This window comes from Pseudomonas sp. NFACC10-1 (genome assembly GCF_900119195.1).
GTDB lineage: Bacteria > Pseudomonadota > Gammaproteobacteria > Pseudomonadales > Pseudomonadaceae > Aquipseudomonas > Aquipseudomonas cerasi.
In genome coordinates this window covers 359,566-381,356 of record NZ_FPJB01000001.1, presented here as the reverse complement: position 1 = coordinate 381,356, position 21,791 = coordinate 359,566, and the positions used below count along the sequence as shown (strand labels likewise).

10 protein-coding genes are annotated in these 21,791 nt (G+C 62.8%); 5 read left to right on the top strand and 5 right to left on the bottom strand.

The window, feature by feature from the left end; genetic code table 11:
* Nucleotides 1-58: 58 nt before the first annotated feature.
* Complete coding sequence (locus BT119_RS01615) at nucleotides 59-13,069, bottom strand: non-ribosomal peptide synthetase (RefSeq protein ID WP_072364601.1); 13,011 nt, start codon at nucleotides 13,067-13,069, stop codon at nucleotides 59-61.
* Between the two features lie 95 nt (nucleotides 13,070-13,164).
* Entirely contained in the window at nucleotides 13,165-13,923 is a 759-nt protein-coding gene (locus BT119_RS01610; RefSeq protein WP_003371661.1) for a thioesterase II family protein, read from the bottom strand.
* A gap of 315 nt (nucleotides 13,924-14,238) precedes the next feature.
* Here BT119_RS01610 and BT119_RS01605 point away from each other — a divergent pair, with 315 nt between their 5' ends.
* Nucleotides 14,239-14,775, top strand: coding sequence for an RNA polymerase factor sigma-70 (locus tag BT119_RS01605; protein ID WP_003319375.1), 537 nt, complete (start codon nucleotides 14,239-14,241; stop codon nucleotides 14,773-14,775).
* A gap of 78 nt (nucleotides 14,776-14,853) precedes the next feature.
* Here the strand turns inward: BT119_RS01605 and BT119_RS01600 are convergent, their stop codons facing one another.
* Nucleotides 14,854-15,378 carry an SgcJ/EcaC family oxidoreductase gene (locus BT119_RS01600; RefSeq protein WP_003371658.1) on the bottom strand — a complete coding sequence of 175 codons (525 nt, stop codon included), beginning with the start codon at nucleotides 15,376-15,378 and terminating at the stop codon, nucleotides 14,854-14,856.
* Between the two features lie 192 nt (nucleotides 15,379-15,570).
* On the opposite strand from BT119_RS01600, the gene BT119_RS01595 reads away from it, so the two are divergent.
* Genes BT119_RS01595 through BT119_RS01580 form a run of 4 tightly spaced genes read left to right on the top strand, consistent with a single transcriptional unit; the run spans nucleotide 15,571 to nucleotide 20,217 of the window.
* Complete coding sequence (locus tag BT119_RS01595) at nucleotides 15,571-16,755, top strand: sensor histidine kinase (RefSeq protein WP_072364599.1); 1,185 nt, start codon at nucleotides 15,571-15,573, stop codon at nucleotides 16,753-16,755.
* The gene (locus BT119_RS01590) at nucleotides 16,752-17,420 is read left to right on the top strand and encodes a response regulator (RefSeq protein ID WP_003371654.1); all 669 of its coding nucleotides are present in this window, start codon (nucleotides 16,752-16,754) and stop codon (nucleotides 17,418-17,420) included. The genes BT119_RS01595 and BT119_RS01590 overlap by 4 nt, the downstream gene beginning before the upstream one ends.
* Nucleotides 17,417-19,756, top strand: a complete 2,340-nt coding sequence (locus BT119_RS01585; protein WP_003436593.1) for an ATP-binding protein — start codon at nucleotides 17,417-17,419, stop codon at nucleotides 19,754-19,756. Before BT119_RS01590 ends, BT119_RS01585 begins: the two co-directional genes overlap by 4 nt.
* Nucleotides 19,753-20,217 carry a response regulator gene (locus tag BT119_RS01580; RefSeq protein ID WP_003406975.1) on the top strand — a complete coding sequence of 155 codons (465 nt, stop codon included), beginning with the start codon at nucleotides 19,753-19,755 and terminating at the stop codon, nucleotides 20,215-20,217. Before BT119_RS01585 ends, BT119_RS01580 begins: the two co-directional genes overlap by 4 nt.
* Here the strand turns inward: BT119_RS01580 and BT119_RS01575 are convergent, their stop codons facing one another.
* Nucleotides 20,218-20,649: a universal stress protein gene (locus tag BT119_RS01575; protein WP_003371651.1), complete on the bottom strand. Its 432-nt coding sequence runs from the start codon at nucleotides 20,647-20,649 to the stop codon at nucleotides 20,218-20,220.
* A 116-nt stretch (nucleotides 20,650-20,765) separates the two neighbouring features.
* Nucleotides 20,766-21,785 carry a tRNA dihydrouridine(20/20a) synthase DusA gene (gene dusA, locus BT119_RS01570; RefSeq protein ID WP_072364919.1) on the bottom strand — a complete coding sequence of 340 codons (1,020 nt, stop codon included), beginning with the start codon at nucleotides 21,783-21,785 and terminating at the stop codon, nucleotides 20,766-20,768.
* Between the last annotated feature and the right edge of the window lie 6 nt (nucleotides 21,786-21,791).

Here is a 21,791-nt window from a genome sequence, read left to right as displayed (position 1 = left end):
ATTTACACCCGGTAACGAGTTTTTTATCCGCAGCCCCGCCGCTCCGACGAGAGGCTGATCAGAGCCCTTCCAGTTCCGCCATCAAGTCCGCCAGACGGTCGAATTTCTGCTCGTCGACCTGTGCTCCTCCAACGCTTTCCAGATGCTGCGCCAACGCCTGAACGGTGTTGAATTCGAACATTGCCCGCAACGGCACGTTACGCTGCAAGCGCTTCTGCGCACGGGTCACCACCTGGGTCGCGAGCAGCGAGTGCCCGCCCAACTCGAAGAAATTGTCGGTAATGCCCACGCGCTCGACCTTGAGCACATCAGCCCAGATCGTTGCCAGCTGCTGCTCCATTTCCGTCTGTGGTGCCAGGTAATCCTGCTGCGCCAGGCTGACGTCCGGCGCCGGCAGGGCCTTGCGGTCCAGCTTGCCGTTCGGGGTCAGCGGCATGGCCTCCAGTAGCACCAGATGCGTCGGCACCATGTAGTCCGGCAGGCTGGCCTTGAGGTGGCCTTTCACCTCGTCACGCAGGGCCTCATGATCCTGCGTCGCGGAGCGCGGCACCAGGTAGGCCGCCAGCACCTTGCCCAATGGGCCGTCGACGTCCAGCACCACTGACTCACGGATAGCGGGATGCTCCAGCAGACGGGTTTCGATTTCGCCCAGCTCGATGCGATAACCACGAATCTTCACCTGATGATCGACCCGGCCGACGTACTCCAGCACGCCGTCCTTGCGGCGCCGCGCCAGGTCACCGGTGCGGTACAGACGTTCGCCCGGCGCACCGAACGGATGCGGTACGAACACCGGAACGGTGCGCAGCGGATCAGCGACATAACCACGACCGACACCGGCCCCGGCCACACACAGCTCACCAACCGCACCCAGCGGCACGAGGTCCAGCGCATCATCGAGCAGGTACAGACGATTATTGTCGGTCGGCGAACCGATCGGCAGATAAGCGCTGCGAGTGGACTGCGCATCGACCCGGAAGAACGCCACGTCATCAGAGCATTCAGCCGGACCATAGGCATTCACCAGGCCGATCTGCGGGTAACGTTGCAGCCACTGGCTGGCCAGTTCCGGCGGCATGGCTTCACCGGTCGGCAGCATCCAGCGCAGGCCGTCGAGCGCTGCCTGCGGTTCGGCGAGCAGGCCGTTGATCAGCGACGGCACGCTTTCCAGCACGCTGATGCGCTGTGCCTGAACATGCGCCAACAGCGCCTGCGGATCGCGGGCGATGTCGTTCGGCACGATGTCCACCCGAGCACCGAACAGCGGCGCGGCGAGGAACTGCCAGACCGAAATGTCGAAACTCTGCGAGGCGGTCTGGGCGATCAAATCGCGGTCGCTCAGGCTCAGGTAAGGCACCTTGCTCAACTGGTTATTGAGCATGCCGCGCTGCTCGACCATCACGCCCTTCGGCAGCCCGGTGGAGCCTGAGGTAAAGATTACATAAGCGAGGTTGTCCGGCGCGCTGTAGCGACCAGTATCGTGCTGCGCGGAGTCGCTCTGCTGCACGTCTTCCCAGACCCGCAACTGCGGTCGGCGCCCTTCGGGCAGTGCTTCGAGCAGCGCCCTGCCCTGTTCCAGGCACTCAGCGCTGCACACCAGCAGCGGTGTGGCGCTCTGGCCGATGATGCCGCTCAGACGCGAGTTCGGCAGTGCCGGGTCCAGCGGCAGGTAACCGGCACCGGCCTTGAAGCTGCCGATGATCATGCCGAGCAATTCAACACCGCGCTCGGCCAGCAAGGCAACCGGCTGATCGAACCCGACACCGGCCTCGATCAGGGCATGGCCCAGACGGTTGCTGGCGATATTCAGCTCGGCATAGCTGAGCTGGCGCTCCAGGCAACTGACCGCAATGCGCTCCGGATGCGCCGCGACCTGCGCTTCGAACAGCTCGACATAGCTTTTATCCAGCGGGTAAGCATGGTCACTCTGGTTGCAACCGTCGATCAGGAAAGCGCGTTCCTGCTCACTGACCAGCGCCAGTTCGGCCATGTCGCCATGAAAGCCTTCGACCAGCGCCAGCAGCAGGCGCTTGAACTCACCAAGAATCCTCTGCACGGTGGATTCGTCGAAATAGCGCTGGTCGTAGGACAGGTGCAGACCCAAGTCATCGCCCGGATAGCAGACTGCGGTCAGCGGGTAGTTGGTGTGGGTACGACCGGAATCCGAGGTGGCATTCAGGCTTTGCGCACGGTCCAGCACCGAGACCTCGACCGGCGCGTTCTCGAACACGAACAGGCTGTCGAACAGTGGCTGGCCCTTGGGCAGCTCGCTGTTTTCCTGAATGGTCACCAGCGGCAGGTATTCGTACTCGCGCAGTTGCATGTTGCTGTCCAGCAACTGGCCGAGCCACTGGCGAACGCTGCAACGCTGGTCGTCAGCCGGCATGCCGACACGCAGGGCGATGGTATTGATGAACAAGCCGACCGTGCGCTGCATCTGCGGCAGTTCCACCGGCCGCCCGGCCACGGTAACGCCGAACACCACGTCGCGCTCACCGCTCATGCGCCGCAGGGTCAGCGCCCACGCCGCCTGGGCGAAGGTGTTGACGGTCAGTTGATGCTGCTGCGCCAGTTCGCGCAGCTGTGCACCGTCGCGTTCATCGAGACGGGTGTAGCAGTCGCCCACCACCATGCCACCGCTGTCGCCGGCATGTTCACGCAGGAACGGCCGGTCGCTGGGGATCGGCGTAGGCTGCTCGAAGCCGCGCAGGTTATCTCGCCACCAGTCACGCGCCTGCGTCAGTCCTCGGCGTTGCAACCAGCCGATGTAGTCGCGATAGCGCGGTGCGGGGGCCAGTTGCGCATCGCGGCCTTCGCCCAGCGCAGTGTAGATGTCGAAGAAATCGTTCATCAGCAGCGAGCGGCACCAGGCATCGATCAGGATATGGTGGTTGCTCATCATGAACCAGTAGCGCGCCTCGTCGACGCGGATCAGGCGCAGGTGGAACGGCGGCTGATCAAGCAGATTGAAACCGGCCTCGCGCTCGGACTTGAGCAAGGCCTGCAGACGCGGCTCCTGCTGGTCCTCCGGTACGTCACGCCAGTCCAGATAATCAATCGGCGTGCTGCCCGGCTTGTGAATGACCTGCAACATGGTTTCGCCGATATCCCAGCAGAACGAGGCGCGCAGCGCTTCATGACGGGCGATCACCGCCTGCCAGGCCTGGGCAAAACGCTCTGGGTCGAGCGCGCTGTTGATGCGGTAGCGGTCCTGCATGTAATACAGCCCGGTGCCCGGCTCAAGCAGCGTGTGCAGCAGCATGCCCTCCTGCATCGGGGTCAGTGGGTAGACGTCTTCGATGTGGCTTGGCGGAACCGGCAGCGCGTCGAGCTGCGCCTGATCCAGAGCAGCCAGCGGGAAGTCCGACGGCGTCAGGCCGCCGCTGCCATCGGCCAGGCAATGGGCAATCAGCGCCTGCAGGCAGGCCAGGTAATCCTGTGCCAGCGCTTCGATGGCAGCCGGTTCATAGCGCTCGGCACTGAAGGTCCAGCGCAGCAACAACTCGCCGCCATACACCTGACTGTCGATGCTCAGTTCGTTGGGCAGCGGCGCCTGCGGGTCGTGGGCCGCGCCTGGCGACTCTTCCAGCGGACGGAACAGCGCGTCGTCAGCGAAGCTCTGATCGAACTGGCCGAGGTAGTTGAAGGTGATCGGCGCCACCGGCAGCGCCTGCATGGCAGCCTTGCTGGCACTGTCGGCCAGGTAGCGCAGCACGCCATAGCCCAGCCCCTTGTGCGGCACCTGACGCAGTTGCTCCTTGATCGCCTTGATCGAGTCGCCCGGTGCCGAATCGGCAGCCGGCGCTGGCGTCAGGCGCAGCGGATAGGCGCTGGTGAACCAGCCCACCGTGCGGGTCAGGTCGATGTCATCGAACAGGTTTTCACGGCCGTGACCCTCAAGCTGGATCAGCGTCGACGGCTGCCCGCTCCAACGGCAGACCACCTGGGCCAGCGCGGTCAGCAGCAGGTCGTTGACCTGGGTTCGGTAGGCACTCGGCGCCTGTTGCAGCAATTGCCGGGTACGTTCGGCATCCAGTCGCACGCTGACCGTCTGCGCATGCAGATTCTGCTGACCGCCCTGCGGGTTATGGCACGGCAGAGTCGTCGCAGGACCGCCCAGCTGGCGCTGCCACAGCTGCAGTTCTTCACGTAACGATTCATTGCCTGCATAGGCCTGCAGACGCGCGGCCCAGTCGCGGAAGGCGCTGGTCTTCGCCGTAAAGCGCACAGACGCCGCGTCGCGCAGTTGACGATAAGCGTTTTGCAGATCGTCGAGCAGCACACGCCACGACACGCCATCGATCACCAGGTGATGAATCACCATCAGCAACCGTTGCCGGCCCTGCGGCCCATCGACCAGCAAGGCGCGCAGCAGCGGACCGTCTTGCAGATCGAGACTGCGCTGGGTGTCGGCGTACAGGGCTGCGCATTCGGCCATGTCGGTGACCCGCGCCCGAATCAACAGGGTGTCGGCGGTCACTGCGCGGTGTTCTGCCTGCCACGTACCCTCGTGCTCGGTGAAACTCAGGCGCAGGGCATCGTGTTGTTCGAGTAGCGCACGCAACGCCTGCTCCAGCAGGTTCGGGTCCAGGGCGCTGAGCGGCTCCAGCAGCAGCGACTGGTTCCAGTGCTGACGCTCGGGGATAGGCGTGTCGAAAAACCAGTGCTGAATCGGCGTCAGGCCGCAAGCACCGTCAAGCTGGCCCTGCTCGGCCTGAATCAATTCGCGAGTGGTCGCCACGGCGGCCAGGGTCTGTACGGTCTGGTGCTGGAACAGATCACGCGGGCTGAAATGAATGCCCGACTGACGCGCCCGGCTGACCACCTGAATCGACAGGATCGAATCGCCGCCCAGTTCAAAGAAGTTGTCGTTGAGGCCGACTTTTTCCACGTTCAGCACCGCACACCAGATTGCCGCCAACTGCTGTTCCAGCTCACTGGCGGGCGCTACGTAGTGTTGACGATTGAGTTCCGGGTCTGGTGCAGGCAAGGCGCGGCGGTCGAGTTTGCCGTTGGCGGTCAGCGGCATGCTGTCGAGCAGGATCAGGTGGGTCGGCACCATATAGTCCGGCAGTTGCGCCTTGAGGTGCGATTTGAGCGCTTCACGCAATTGCGTCTGCTGCTCGTCGCCCTGCCCGGCCACATCGCTGACCAGATAGCCCGCCAGTTGCTTGCCCGACGGCGTGTCCAGCGCCAGCACAATGGCTTCGCGGATCGCTGCATGCTCCAGCAGACGGGTCTCGATTTCACCCAGCTCGATGCGGAAGCCGCGAATCTTCACCTGATGGTCGATACGCCCCAGGTATTCCACCAAACCGTCGGCGCGCTGGCGCACCAGATCGCCGGTGCGGTACAGACGCCCGCCTTTGCTGGCGAATGGATCGGCCACGAAGCGTTCGGCAGTCATGCCGGGGCGCTGGTGATAGCCCTGCGCAAGGCCCGCTCCGCCGATGTACAGCTCACCGCTCGCGCCCTGGGGCACCAGCGCCAGATCGGCGTCGAGAATGTACGCCACCCTTGCGCCGACCACGCGACCGATCGGCACGCTGGCTTCGCCCTCCTCCAGTTGCTGCGGGGCCAGGCTGGCCAGCGGCATGACCACGGTTTCGGTCGGGCCATAAGCATTGAACAACAGCTCGGGCTGGAACACTGCACGGATACGTTGCAGGTGTTCGCCGGTCAGCGCTTCGCCGCCGGTGATGCACATGCGCACCGGCAGGGTCTGGCCCTGGGTTGCCAGCCACTGCGCCAACTGGCTGCCATAGCTGGGCGTGAAGCCGAGAATATTGACCTGCTGCTGGCGAATCAGCGTGCAGATTTCTTCGGCGTCCCACTGCCCCTGAGCACGCAGCACCACGCGTGCACCGCTGAGCAAGGGCACCAGCAGGCGCTCGGTGGCGGCATCGAAATTTATCGAATAGAAATGCAGCTCGCAGTCGTCAGGGCGCATGTCGAAGCGCCGGATCACCGCCTGGCAATGCATGGCGATTTCACCGTGGGACACCACCACGCCTTTGGGTTTGCCGGTCGATCCGGAGGTGTAGATCAGGTACGCCTGGTGCTGCGGCAGGTTGATGAACGGCAGCTCACAGGTTGGGCAGGACGCCAGCAATGGCTGATCATCTTCCAGGCACCAGCGGGCAACACCCTCAGGCAACTCACCCAATGCGGCAAACAGGGCACGATCGCTCAGCAGCAGCCCGACTCCGCTGTCTTCGATCATGTAGTGCAGGCGTTCCAGCGGGTATTCCGGGTCGAGCGGCACGTAGGCACCGCCAGCCTTGATGATCGCCAGCAGGCCGACGACCATGTCCAGCGAGCGAGGCAGCGCCAGACCGACGCGAACCTGCGGGCCGACGCCGCGCTCGCGGAGCATCCAGGCCAATTGGTTGGCCTTGGCGTCCAGCTCGGCGTAACTGAGGGTTTGCCCGGCGAAGGTCAGCGCCGGCGCGTCTGCACGCCGTTGTGCCTGTTCGGCGAACAGGCTATGAATGCACTGGTCGAGCCGCTGCTCACCCGCTTCGACGCCGAGGCTGTCGAGCAGTTGCTGACGCTCTGTGTCCTGCAGCAGCGGCAATTCACTCAGGCGTTGTTGTGGATCAGCGAGCAGCGCCTGCAGCAGGTTCAGCCAGTGCTCGGCCATCTGCGCGATGCGCGGTTCGTCGAACAGATCGGTGCTGTAGGTCAGGCAGCAACCCAGTCGGTGATCCAGCTCGGTGACTTCCAGATTGAGGTCGAACTTGGTGGCCCGCGCATCGTTGACCAGGTACTCGACGGTCATGCCCGCCAGTTCGCGACTCTGCTGGAATTCCCAGCGCTGCACGTTGCACATCACCTGAAACAGCGGGTTGTAGGCGGCGCTGCGTGGCGGTTGCAGGGCTTCGACCAGATGATCGAACGGCAGGTCCTGATGTGACTGGCCTTCGATCACCGTGTGGCGAACCTGTTCGAACAACTGGGCGACGCTCATCTGCCCGTCAAGCTGCACGCGCAGCACCTGGGTATTGAGGAACGCGCCGATCAGCCCTTCGCTTTCCGGACGGATGCGGTTGGCCACCGGTGCGCCGATGCGCAGGTCGTTCTGGCCGCTGTAGCGGTAGAGCAATACCGCCAGGGTGGCGGTCATGGTCATGAACAGGGTCAGGCCATTGCGGGCATTGAATGCACGAACTTTTGCGGCCAGGTCGGCGTTCAGGTCGAAGCGATACAGTTCGCCCTGATGGCTTTGCACCGGCGGACGCGGCCGGTCCGCAGGCAGCTCCAGTAATGGGTGCTCGTTGCCCAGCTGTGCGGTCCAGTAATCGAGCTGGCGCTGGCGTTCACCGGCTTCCATCCACTGCCGTTGCCAGACGCTGTAATCCAGGTAGTGCACTGCCAGCGGTTCCAGCGGCGAAGGTCGTCCTTCGAGGAAGGCCTCGTAAAGCTGTCCCAGTTCGCGGGCGAAAATGTCCATCGCCCAGCCTTCGGTGACGATGTGGTGCAGGGTCAGGACGAAGTAATGCTCAAGGTCGCTCGACTTGACCAGACACGCGCGCAGCAACGGTCCGGTTTCCAGATCGAAGGGCTGGTGCGCCTCACTGTCGGCCAGCGCCTGAATGCGCTGCTGACGAAGCTCGGCGGGCAATGCCGAGTAGTCCTGCCATTGCACGCACAGGCCGGACTGCTCGCTGACCTTCTGGCACGCTACGCCGTTGACGCTCGGGAACGTGGTGCGCAGGGTTTCGTGGCGCAGAATCAAGGCTTGCAGCGCTGCCTCGAAACACTCGATGTTCAGCACGCCTTTCAGGCGCGCCATGCCGCCGACGTTGTAGGCCGGGCTGTCCGGCTCCATTTGCCAGAGGAACCACATGCGCTGCTGGGAATAGGACAGCGGCACCGGCTGGCTGCGGTCGACACGGGCAATCGGCTGCAGGCTGCTGCGTGCGCCTGACTGCTGAATGCACTCAACCTGTTCGGCAAACGCGCCCAGCTCGCTGGCTTCGAACAGCGCCCGCAACGGCAGGTCGATGTCGCACGCCTGCCGCACGCGGGAAATGATCTGCGTGGCCAATAACGAGTGCCCGCCCAGTTCGAAGAAATCATCGCGCAGGCCGACACGCGGCACACCCAGCACCTGTCGCCAGACAGCGGCGATCTGTTTTTGCAGATCGGTCTGCGGCTCTACGTGCTCGCGGGTCTGCCATTGCGGCTCGGGCAAGGCGCGGCGATCCAGCTTGCCGCTCGGGCTCAGGGGCATGCTGTCGAGACGCACCAGCTGCGCCGGGACCATGTAATCCGGCAGTTCCAGGGCCAGCGCCGACTTGATCCGCTCGGCCTCGACGCTCTGCCCTGCTTCGGCGGTGTAGTAACCGATCAGTTGCGGCCCGGCAACGGTTTCGCGCAGCAGCACGGCTGCCTGGCCTACGCCTGGCTGGGCCAGCAGGCGGGCTTCGATCTCTTGTGGTTCGACGCGAAAACCGCGCAGTTTGACCTGCTGATCCAGACGGCCAAGGTATTCCAGCGCGCCATCAGTGCCCCAGCGTACCAGGTCCCCTGTGCGGTACAGGCGCTCACCCACTTGCCCCAGCGGATCGGCGACAAAGCGCTCGGCGGTCAGCCCGGGACGCTTCAGATAACCGCGCGCCAGACCGATGCCGCCGATGCACAACTCACCGGCCACCCCGCGTGGCAGCGGATTCAGTTCGCTGTCCAGCACCCGGCACAGCACATTGCCCAGCGGACGGCCGATCGGCGAACGCAGGCCGTCGCTGATCCGGCACTGCCAGTGGGTGACGTTGATCGCGGTTTCAGTCGGGCCATAGCGGTTGTGCAACTGTACGCCGGGCAGTTGCTCCAGCACCCGGTTGCGCAGCTCGCCGGGCAATGCTTCGCCGCCAGAGAACAGCCGACGCAGGCTGCTGCACTGTTGCGCCAGCGGCTCATCGATGAACAGTTGCAGCAGCGGCGGCACGAAGTGCAGCGTGGTGACCGAATACGCGTTGATCAGCTGCGCGATGCGCTGCGGGTCGCGGTGTTCACCAGGGCCTGCCAGCAGCAGACGGCAGCCGGTGATCAGTGGCCAGAAGCACTCCCACACCGAGACGTCGAAGCTGATCGGTGCCTTCTGCATCAGCACGTCGCTTTCATCCAGCGCGTAGGTGTCCTGCATCCATTGCAGGCGTTCGGCCAGTGCCGCATGGGTGTTGCCGACGCCTTTGGGCTGACCGGTCGAGCCGGAGGTATAAATCACGTACGCCAGGTTGTCGCCGTGCAGGTTCAGACGCGGCGCGCTGACCGGCCAGTTGTCCAGGTGCAGCCTATCCATCGCGACCGTGCACACGCCTTCGGCGCTCGGCAGGTCGCCCAGCAGATGGCTCTGGGTCAACAGCAGTTCGACCCCGCTGTCCTGGAGCATGTAGGCGAGTCGATCCATCGGATAGTCCGGGTCCAGCGGCACGTACGCCCCGCCCGCCTTGAGGATCGCCAGCAGCCCGATCAACAGCTGCGGCGAACGCTCGGCGGCGATCGCCACCTTGATGTCCGGACCAACGCCCTTGTCGCGCAGGTAATGCGCCAGGCGGTTGGCCTGCGTGTGCAGGCCGGTGAAGTCGAGGCTGCCACCCTCCCACACCAGCGCAATACGTTCCGGGGTCTGCCGCGCCTGGCGGTCCAGCAGATCAGGCAACCACAACGTGGCCGCTGCGCAAGGCGCGGCGCTCCATTGCGCCTGTTGCTCCTGCTCCTCGGCGCTGAGCAGTTGCACATCACCCAGCGCGAGCTGTGCCTGCTGGCTGACCTGCGCCAGCAGCCGTACATAGTGCCGAGCCATGGCGACGATGGTGTCGTGCTCGAACAGTTCGTCAGCGTAATCGAAAGACAGCGTCAGGCGACCATTGCGGTCCTCCTCGCTGTGCAGTTGCAGATCGAACTTGGCCTCGCGGCTGTGCCACGGCAGCTCTTCGGCCAGCAGCCCCGGCAAACGACGCAGTGCGCCGAGGTCGCGTTGCTGATGGTTGAACATGACTTGAAACAGACCGTGCTCGCGCGCCTGCGGAAACGCTTCGACCAGTTGCTCGAACGGCACGTCCTGATGGGCCTGGGCTTCAAGCGCCGCCTGCCGGGTCTGAGCCAGCAGGGTCGAGAATGGCAGACGCGGGTCCAGCTCTGCGCGCAGCACCAGGGTGTTGATGAAGAAGCCGATCAGGCCCTGGGTTTCATGGCGTGGCCGATTGGCGCCGGGCACACCGATACGAATGTCGGCTTGCCCGCTGTAACGATGCAACAGGGTCTGGAACCCTGCCAGCAGGAACATGAACGACGTCGACTGCCAGGCTTGCGCGGTGTTGCGCACGGCGGTGCTCAGTTCGGCAGTCAAGCGCAGGCTGTAGCGCGAAGCGCTGTGCTGCTGACGGGCCGAACGCGGATGGTCGGTGTTCAGCGTCAGGACCGGTTGTTCATCACCCAGTTGCTGCTGCCAGTAAGCCAACTGACGCTCGGCCTCGCCGTTCGCCAGCCATTCGCGCTGCCATTGGCCGTAATCGGCATAACGTAGCGGTAACGGTGTCAGCTCCAGGGTCTGGCCCTGAACGGCCGAGGCATAAAGGCGCGAGAACTCGTCGATCAGCACATTCAGCGACCAGCCATCGGCAATGATGTGGTGCAGCGTGACCAGCAATTGATGCTCTTCTTCGTCCAGTTGCAACAACGTGACGCGCAGCAATGGACCATGTTGCAGATCAAACGGCAGACGCGCCTGCTGTTCGCGAATTTCCACGGCCCGTGCCTGACGCTCGGTGCTGGGCAGATCGCTGATATCGAGGGTGTCGAGGTGGAATTCACTGGGCGCGTCGATACGTTGCAGGGCCACACCGCCCTGTTCGTAGAAGCGCGTACGCAGCGATTCATGACGCTCGATCAGGCGTTGGAAGCTGGTGCGCAATGCAGTGCTGTCGAGTTCACCGCGCAAGTGAAGCCCACCGGGAATGTTGTAGGCGCTGCTGTGCGGATCGAGCTGCCAGAGGAACCACAGGCGGTTCTGGGCCATGGACTGTGGCAGATGCTCGTTGCCGGGCAATCGGACGATGGCGCTCTGCGTCTGGCTGTCGCCTTGCAAGGCGGCGACCTGCAGCGCTTCGACCTGCGCCGCGAAGGCCGCCAGCGTCGGCGCTTCAAAGAGCAGTCGCAGGTTCAGGTCGATCCCCAGCGCTTCGCGCAGGCGGGCCACCACCTGAGTCGCGATAATCGAGTTGCCGCCCAGCAGGAAGAAATGGTCGTCGGCACTGACCTGCTCACACTGCAACTGCTCGCACCAGACTGTGGCAATCTGCGCTTGCAGGTCCGAGCCGCGGCTTGGGGCACAGCCTGAAAGAGTGGTATCGCTCGCGGGGAACACCGCGTAGCTGTCCAGGCTGCCGTCGGCCAGACGCGTGCGGCAGGCCGAGCGTTGCAATTTGCCGCTGGAGGTCTTGGGCAGCGCGCCCGGATTGAGCAGCACCACGACACTCGGCGCTTCCTGAAACGCCTCGGCCACGGTCTGCCGGATGATTTTAATCAACGCTTCGGGCGTGAGGCTTTTCTGCACGCTGCGACTGATTTCAGCAGCAATGCCGATGCCTTCGTTACCGTCCTGAGTGACGGCAAACGCCGCCACACGGCCTTTGCGCACGACATCCACCTCACTCTCGATGAGCTTTTCGATGTCCTGCGGGTACAGGTTATGGCCACGAACAATCAGCATGTCCTTCAAGCGACCGGTGATGTACAGCTCGCCGTGACGCTGAAAACCCAGGTCGCCGGTGCGCAGCCAGGTCTGCCCGGCATGCTGCACGAATGCCTTGGCGGTGGCCTCAGGGTTGCGCCAATAGCCGTGGGCGATGCTCGGCCCGCTGGCCCAGACTTCGCCAACCTGATTTTCGTCGAGCACCTGCAGGCTGGCCGGGTCGGCAATCAGTACGCCATGCCCTGGCTGGCCTGTGCCGCAGCTCATGACCGGCTGACCGTCGCCCGGTTCTACGACGTTGCGCGCCAGCGCCTGTGCATTCAGGCGCAGCGATGGAATACCCTTGCCGCGCTTGCCCCCGGCCACATACAGCGTGGCTTCGGCCAGGCCGTAGGACGCCATGAAGCTGTCAGGCGTGAAGCCACAACTGGCGAATTTCTCGGCAAATGCCCTCAGGCTGTCTTCGCGAATCGGCTCGGAGCCCGAATACGCCACGCGCCAGCGACTCAAGTCCAGACGCTCCAGCGCTGACTCGCTGACCCGTGCGCTGCACAGCTGGTAGGCAAAGTCAGGCCCACCGCTGATGGTGCCGCCGTATTCACTGATCGCTTCCAGCCAGCGCAATGGCCGGGCAAGGAAGTACGCGGGGGCCATCAGGATGCACGGGACACCACTGAAAATCGGCTGCAACAAGCCGCCGATCAGGCCCATGTCGTGGTACAGCGGCAGCCAGCTGACAATCACGTCGTCCGGGTTGAGGTCGATGCCGAAGCCGTGGCGGATCAGTAACTCGTTGGCGACCAGATTGCCATGCGTGACCTGCACGCCCTTGGGCAGCGCGGTCGAGCCCGAGGTGTATTGCAGGAATGCGATGTCGTCGGCCTGCAACTGCGGGCCCTGCCAGTCTCGTGCCGGGGCAGCAGGCAACGTGTCGACACAGAGCAGTGGCGGCGCATCGGCGGCGGTCAACTCATCCATCTGCAGCAAGGCCGGCTGCAAATCGGAACCGGTCAGCAGCAGACGCGGCTCGGCATCGGCGATGATCGACAGCAGGCGCTCCTGGTGATGGCGACGGTTGGATTCCGGCGGATAAGCCGGCACGGCAATGACCCCGGCATACAGGCAGCCGAAGAACGCCGCGACATAGTCCGGCCCGCTATGGAACAGCAGAATCGCCCGATCCCCCGGCACGGCCTGACGTTGCAGCTCAGCAGCGATGGTCCGCGCGCGCAGGTCCAGATCACGGTAGGTCAACACCAGGCCCTGGTCTTTCTCATCGGTGAGAAAACGCAGCGCCAGCCGATCCGGCGTGTGCAAGGCGCGACGCTGAAGAGCCTGAGCCAGAGTGTCGGGGAGTTCAAACGCATCCATGATGGGGTTCCTGCTAGATTCGGCGTGCCAGATAAAATCTGAATTTCAAAAAAGACGCGCGCCCTGCAAAGAGGCCGCGCGCGAGGCAAACAGGGTCAACCGGCGGCCCGGTTCATTTGCCGTGAGGTGCTGTTGCGCCAGCGGGCCAGGTGCTGTTCGCAATAGCGCCGCAGCAGACGGAGCAGCTGTGTTTGCTCGTCGACCAGATAAAAGTGATGGCCCTCGAACATGTCCAGAGAGAATCCGGTGCGGGTCTCTTCCTGCCAGTCGAGCAGTTCCTCGACGCTGATGCTGTCCTGTTTGCCGCCAAATACATGGATCGGCACGCTGAGCGGCTCGCGCCTGCCGTACACAAAGCTGCCGCAGAGCAGAAAATCGGCGCGCAGGATCGGCAGCATCAACTGCATGAGTTCCTGATTGGCGATGACGTTTTCGCTGGTGCCCTTGAGCGTGCGCAGCCGGTCGATCAGTTGCGCATCGGTCTTGGCGGCGACGTATTCGCTGACATCGCGGCGCACCGGACCGGCAGTCGCTGATGCGAACAGCGCCAGCGGTGCGGGCAGACCGCGCTCGCGCAAGGCGTGCGCCAGCTCAAAGGCCAGCAGCCCGCCCAGACTGTGGCCAAACAACGCATAGGGCTTGTCCAGCTCGGCGCTGATTTCGTCGGCCAGATGATTGGCCAGTTGCACGATGTCGATCTGCAAGGGCTCGTCCATGCGCATGCCACGACCGGGAAGCTCCAGCGGGCGCACGTTCAGCCACTCCGGCAATTTGCGCCGCCAAGGGCTGTAGAACATCGCGCTGGCCCCGGAATAAGGCAGACAGAACAGCGTCAGGCTCACCGGCGTGCTCATATCGAAACCGCCTGTCTGTGGGCGCGGATGTAAAGGCGGCGATGCGCGTGATCGGAACGCATGGGGTTCTCCTGAGGTATTCCCTGGCCGCAACCGTGGTCGGGCCTGTCACCAATGAGAACGGATGGCGTCTGCAAATAATTAGGCGGATGCACGCAGCGAGAACAGGCACGATGAAAGCGCCCTTTTAAAGTACACTGATTGGATTTCGCATTTGACAATAATTATCATTAAGGCTAATTTGTCGCCCCATGTGACGGTGCTGCCCCTCCATGCGGCCCTCCCCTCCATTGTTGAAGCAGCAAGGTGAATTCCATGACGGAACACGTAATCACAAGTAAGTGCGACTCACCCTTACTCCAGGCCTTCGTCGATAACTACTTGCTGCTGGTCAAGATTGCGGCCCGCATCGTGGGTTGTCGCTCGCGCGCCGAAGACGTCGTGCAGGATGCCTTTTTCAGACTGCGCTCGGCACCTCAGGCCACGCTGACCTTCAAGGCCCAGCTCAGTTACCTGTTTCAGATCGTGCGCAACCTGGCCATCGATCATTACCGCAAACAGGCGCTCGAACAGAAATACACCGGCCCGGAGGCCGAGGGGCTGAACGTGGTGATTCAAGGTGCCTCGCCGGAAATCTCGCACATCAACTTCTCCAGCCTGGAGAAAATTGCCGATGCCCTGACCGAGCTGCCGCCCCGCACTCGCTATGCATTCGAGATGTACCGCCTGCACGGCGTGCCGCAAAAGGACATTGCCAAGGAACTGGGTGTGTCGCCGACGCTGGTCAACTTCATGATTCGCGATGCGCTGATTCATTGCCGCAAGGTCAATGGCGCACAGGCCGAAGCCTGAGAGCGAGCGGTTCAGACAGGCAAAAAAATCCGGAGCACTGGCTCCGGATTTTTTGTTTTCCGCCTGGCGGATAACAGATCAGCGGCTGACCTGATACTCGGGCTGTACTTCCGGCATCGCCGAGGAATGGTGGTTGAGAATCTTCCACTCGTTGCCGACGCGGTGGTACAGAAAGGTATAGCGCGCCTGGACTGTGCTCTTCTTGCCGTCAGCGGCGGTCAGGGTGAACGTGTAGACACCACTGTCCACCGCTGCATCCGGACCCAGGCGGCGGATTTCCCGGTAGTTGATCTCACCGGCCGGCTTGAGCGCCAGGAAGTGATCGAAGTAGTCCTTGATCTCCGCAGGCGTTGCCCGGACCTTGTTCGAAACGGTCGGCTGCAGAACTGCGTCCGGTGCATAGAGCGACACCACAGTCTGCGAGCTGCCGGTCTTCAGGGCCTTGTTCCAGCGGTCGAACAGACTGGCGATCTCCTTGTCGTTCACGTTGCTTGGGGTCTCGGCCACCATGCGGTAGGTATAGCCGGAAGGCTCGGCGGCGGCGTGGACCATCGGCGCACTCACAGCCAGCAACAGGGCCAGGGCGGTCAATTTCATTTTCATCGCTACTCTCCTACGGGGATCTGTTCAGGGATTCAGTGAGTGCCACTTTGCCCTCCCCGCCACGGCTCGCCATCGGCCAACCGGGGTTAACTGTGTATGCCGATCGGCAGATAGGCTTCACCTCCTGATACAGTTCTAATAGCCTTACTTCTGTTATGCCCGCGCGGGCATCAACCCTCGCTGGAGCATCCCATGCAAAGCCCCCCCCATGATCCGGCAAGCGCACTGGCCATTCGTAACCAGTATCGCCAGTCGCAAAGCCGTGCCGCACGGCTTCGCCTGCTGGTGGATACCGGCCAGGAGCTGACCCATCTGCCACCTCAGGCCATGCGCCAGCGCGTGCTGCACCGCGCGTGCGCATTCGTGGCGATGGACCATGGCCTGCTGCTGGAATGGAGCGCCGACACCGGTGTGCAGACCACCGCCCGTCATGGCAGTGCAGAACGCCTGGCGACACTTGAGACCGCTGCCGACCCGCTGGCCATCGGCCCGCAGTGGCTGGAGCGGCCCGATGCCGACCTGCCGTGCATGCTGCTGTTACCGTTGCGCGGCGCCGACGAAGGCTCTTTTGGCACCCTGCTGCTGGCCAACAGCGTGGGCATCAATACGCCGGACAATGAGGACATCGAGTCGCTGCAATTGCTGGCGACGTTGCTGGCGGCACACCTGGAGAACAATCGGCTGCTTGATGCGCTGGTGGTCAGAGAACAGACCATGTCCGAGCTGGTCCGCCAGTTGTTCACCGCTCAGGAAGACGAACGCAAACGCGTGGCCTACGACCTGCATGATGGGCTGGCCCAGACCCTGGCCGGGCTGCACCAGCGGCTGCAGGGTTTTGCCGGTCGCTGTCCTGATCTGCCTGAGCCGCTGGACGCCGATCTGCAGGCCATTCTCAAGCTGGCGCAGCACTGCGTGGGCGAAGGTCGCCAACTGATCAGTGGCTTGCGGCCAAGCGTGCTGGACGATTTCGGCCTGCTGCAGGCGGTCGACAAGGAAGCTGACCGGTTGCGCGAAGCCGGAATCGCGGTGCACTGGCAGTCGCGCTCCCTGACCCGCCTGCCCAGCCACCTGGAAATCGCCCTGTTCCGTATTGCCCAGGAAGGCATCAACAATGTGCTCAAACACGCCGCTGCGAGCAACGTAGAATTGGCTCTGGAACTGAGTGAAGAGCACATTTCACTGCTGCTCGAAGACAACGGCAGTGGTTTCGTCACCCAAAAACCGTTCAATGACAAAGGCGTGCAGAAACTGGGCCTGGTGGCCATGCAAGAGCGCGCCAGCCTGCTCGGCGGCCGTCTGACCTGCGTCAGTCGGCCCGGGCACGGCACCCGACTGCGCGCCATCGTTCCTTTTACCGCAGACAAGGCAATGACATGACTGACACTGTACGACTGGTTTTGGCGGACGATCATGAAGTGACGCGTACCGGGTTCGTCTCACTGCTGGCGGGGCATCCGGAGTTCGAAGTGGTCGGTCAGGCGGCCGACGGCCAGCAAGCCATCGATCTGTGCCAGGAGCTGCAACCGGACATCGCCATCCTCGACATCCGTATGCCGGTGCTTAACGGGCTGGGCGCTGCGCGGATTCTCCAGCAGCGCATGCCGGATCTGAAAGTGGTGATTTTCACCATGGACGACAGCACCGATCACCTGGAAGCCGCCATCAGCGCGGGCGCGGTGGGCTATCTGCTCAAGGATGCCAGCCGCGACGAAGTGATCGACGGCCTGCAACGCGTGGCGCGTGGTGAAGAAGCACTGAACAGCGCCGTCAGCGCGCGCCTGCTGCGGCGCATGACCGAACGCAATACCAGTGGCGCAGCCCTGCCGGAAACCCTCACCCCGCGTGAACGCCAGGTGCTCGGGCTGGTGGCGGGCGGCTTCAGCAATCGGGAAATCGGCGAAAAACTTGGCATCACCACCGGGACGGCCAAGGCCCACGTGGAAAAGGTCATCGGCAAACTCGGCGCCTCGGACCGCACTCAGGCGGCGGTACGCGGTGTGGCGCTGGGGCTGGTGAGCCAATCAACGAGCGACTGGCAATGACCGCAAACGCCAGCAGTCGCTGGGAAGACCTTCCGCTACGCGGCAAGGCGCTGGTGGCCATTTCGCTGCCACTGGCGATTCTCATGTTCTCGCTGGTGCTGATCTATATCGCCGAGCGCCAGACCGCTCAGGCAGAGGAGGACGTAAGGCGCGTGCTGCTTGTGCAAGGCGACATTCAGACCCTTCATACGCAGATCGCAGAAGGTGCGGCCAGCGTACGTGGCTACCTGCTGACTCACCGGGAAGACTTCCTGCCCGGCTACCTCAACGCGCAACCGCTGATCGAGGCGGCGCTGACCCGGCTCAACACCAATGTGCGTGACGAGCAGATGCGCGAACACCTGAAAGCCATCGAGCCGCTGATCAACACCAAGGTCGAAGGCCTGGAAAAACTGCGCTCGATGGATAGGCAAGATCAAGAAACCGTCGCCCGCATCCTGATCGAAAACAAGTACGTGCTCGACCAGTTGCGCGAACGCATCGGCATCATGCGCGAGCGTGAAGACGCGCTGCTCGCCGAACGTACCGAGGCTGCGGCAGCCACTCGCGAGCGCCTGCTGCTATCGACTCTGCTGGCCGCAGCCTGCGGCATCTTCGGTGCCATTCTTGCCGTGTTGATGCTGTCCAAAGGCATCGTCGCCAGGGTGCATCAGGTGCAGCGCAACGCCCAGCGTCTGGCGCTCGGGCATCCGCTGCTGCCCCAACCGCCTGAAAAGGACGAGATCGGCCAGCTCGGCACCCGTCTGGTCGAGGCCGGCCAGCTGCTGGCCGAACGTGAACGCGCACTGCGCGACAACGAGGAGCGTTTGCGGCTGATCATCGAAGGGGTCAAGGACTACGGCATCTTCGCGCTGGACCGCAATGGCTACATCACCACCTGGAACGCAGGAGCCGAGCGTATCAAGGGCTACACGGAACAAGAGATCATCGGCCAGCACTTTTCTGTGTTCTATCTGCAGCAGGAATGTCCGCAACACCCCGACATGGCATTGCATGAGGCCACCGTCAACGGCCGGTATACCGAGGAAGGCTGGCGCCAACGCAAGGACGGCAGCCGTTTCTGGGCCAGTGTGGTGATCACCGCGCAATACGACAGCAATGACGAGCTGCGCGGTTTTTCCAAGATCACCCGTGACATCAGTGATCGTCGCGTTGCCGAAATTGCTCTGGGTACTGCGCGTGAGGAAGCCGAACGCGCCAGCCGGGCCAAAAGTGAATTCCTGTCGCGCATGAGTCATGAACTGCGCACACCGCTGAACTCGATTCTGGGCTTTGCCCAGTTGCTGGACATGGACTCGCCCGCCAGCCAGCGCCCGCAAATCGGTCATATTCTGCGAGCGGGCCAGCATTTGCTGAAGCTGATCAATGAAGTACTCGATATCGCCAGAATCGAAGCCGGGCATGTTTCCCTGGTCCTCGAGCCCGTATCTCTGTCGAGCGTGCTTGAAGAAGCCCTGGTGCTGGTCTCGCCGATGGCTGCCGACGCCAATATCGAGTTGAAGCCCTTGCCGAATCTGCCTGACGAGATCGGCGTGGTCGCTGATCGCCAGCGCTTGATTCAGGTGTTGTTGAACCTGCTGTCCAACGCGATCAAATACAATCGGCCCGCTGGCCAGGTGCGGATTGAAATCGAGCAGACTACCGAGCAGGTGACGGTCAGCGTAGTGGACACCGGCTACGGGATTGCGCCGGAGCGTATCGGACAGCTGTTCAAGCCGTTCGAGCGGCTGGACGCCAACCCGAGCGTCGAAGGCACCGGGCTGGGACTGGCGCTGAGCAAAAGCATGCTGGAGATGATGCACGGCACGCTGTCCGTACAGAACACACCGGACGTGGGCTGCCGGTTCATACTCGCGCTGCCGCTTGTGCGGGTGCAGCCGCCCGCCGCCAAACTGCCGCGTCAAGCTGACACTGCTCTCGAGATAACGCCGGATGTCCGCTCGCCTGCCCGCCCGGCCTATCATGGCAAGCTGCTGTGCATCGAAGACAATCTGTCGAGCATGGCCTTGATTGAAACGCTGCTGCAACGCAGACCGGGTATCCAGTTGCTGTCGAGCATGCAGGGCCAGCTGGGGCTTGATCTGGCGCGCCAGCATGCGCCACAGCTGATTCTTCTCGACCTCAGCCTGCCGGACATCAAGGGGCTTGAGGTGCTGCAACGTCTGCGACGCCTGCCGGCTACTGCTCACACACCGGTGCTGATGATCACTGCCGACACCAGTGATAAAGCCCATCGCGAACTGAAACAGGCCGGAGCCACGGCCATTGTGATCAAACCCATCCAGGTGCCGGTGTTTCTTGCCCTCCTGGACCAGTATTTACCGGAGCCCACATGACCGGCGACTTTCGCATTCTGATCATTGATGACCAACGGCCCAACCTCGATCTGATGGAGCAACTGCTTGCCCGCGAGGGGCTGACCAACGTCCTGAGCAGCACCGAGCCGTTGCGCACGCTGGATCTGTTCAACAGCTTCGAGCCCGACCTGGTTGTGCTCGATCTGCACATGCCCGAATTCGATGGCTTTGCGGTGCTGGAGCAGCTCAACCGGCGCATACCGGCCAATGACTACCTGCCGATCATGGTGCTGACCGCCGACGCGACACGCGATACCCGCCTGCGCGCTCTGGCGCTGGGCGCGCGGGATTTCATCAGCAAGCCGCTGGATGCCCTGGAAACCATGCTGCGCATCTGGAACCTGCTGGAGACCCGAGCGCTGTACAAATCGCTGCGCGAGCTGGTGCCTGCGGAAAATATCGAACTGCTGCGCCAGCCGCGAACGCTGGCGCAGCAGTGATTATTTGATCAGCGTCACCGGCACCGATGCTTCGTGGATCACCCGCGTGGCCACGGAGCCCAGCAGCAGGCCGCCAAAGTTACCGAGCCCGCGGGTGCCCATGACCACGGCGTCGCAGCCGAGCCGCTGAACCTCAGCCTCGACCTGTTCTGCCACGTTGCCCAGATCGACGTGGGCCTGAAACGGCACACCAGCAGCAGTCAACAATGCAACCGCATCAGCCAGCACCCGCTTGCCTTCATTGGTCAAGCCGGCCTTGACGCCATCAATCATGTCGGGAGCCAGATAAAGGCTGTAATCGATGGGGCTGGCCTGCACATTCAGGATATGTACCTCGAGCGACTTGGTGAGCTCGCCAGACAACTCGATGACATAGCCCAAGGCACGCATGGCGTGCTCGGAGCCGTCGAAAGGAACCAGAACTTTGTGCATGGGCGTTTTCCTTGTTGGGTTATGCGCTCAACATAACCGCAGCCCGATAACGCCGCTACTGGAATAAGCGTTTCCTTTGATTCGGCTCAACTCAGATCAATTCACGGCACATGCGATCAATGCCCCTGCAGAAACGCCGCGGCCTGATCCAGCAACAGCATCGGGTTTTCGGCCTTGTGTATGTCAACCGACAGCAACTGCCGGAAGCGTCGCGCACCAGGGAAACCCAGGCCCAGACCGAGCATATGCCGGGTGACGTGGTGCATATTGCCGCCGCTGGCAATGTGCTCCGCAATGTACGGCCGCATCGACTCCAACGCGTCGTAACGACTGATGACCGGCGCCGTGCTGCCGAACAACTGCTGATCGACATGCGCCAACAGATACGGGTTGTGATAAGCCTCACGCCCCAGCATGACGCCATCGAACGACTGCAAATGCTCACTGCACTGCTCCAGCGTCTTGATGCCGCCGTTGAGCACAATCTCCAGGTCAGGAAAGTCAGACTTCAACTGCGCGACCACGTCGTAACGCAGTGGCGGAATATCGCGGTTTTCCTTGGGAGACAGTCCTTCGAGAATTGCGATACGCGCGTGAACCGTGAAACTCTGGCAACCCGCCTCCTGAACCTTGCCGACGAAATCACACAACTCGGCGTAGCTGTCACGGCCATTGATACCGATCCGGTGCTTGACCGTAACCGGAATACCAACCGCATCGCGCATCGCCTTGACGCAATCCGCCACCAGCGCAGGATGCGCCATCAGGCACGCACCGATCATGTTGTTCTGCACCCGGTCACTCGGGCAACCGACGTTCAGATTGACCTCGTCATACCCCGCCTCTTCCGCCAGACGCGAACACGCAGCCAGATCCGCCGCCGTACTGCCACCCAACTGCAATGCCAACGGATGCTCGCTTTCATCATGCCGCAGGAACCGCTCACGGTCGCCATGCAGCAAGGCGCCGGTGGTGACCATCTCGGTGTAGAGCACGGCATGCTTTGAGAGCTTGCGCATGAAGTAGCGGCAGTGGTGGTCGGTCCAGTCCATCATCGGCGCGACGGAGAAGCGTCGGGATAGCGGAAACGCTGGATTTGCAGTGTTTACAGGAGTAGCTTGTTTTTCGCTTGTCATAATCAC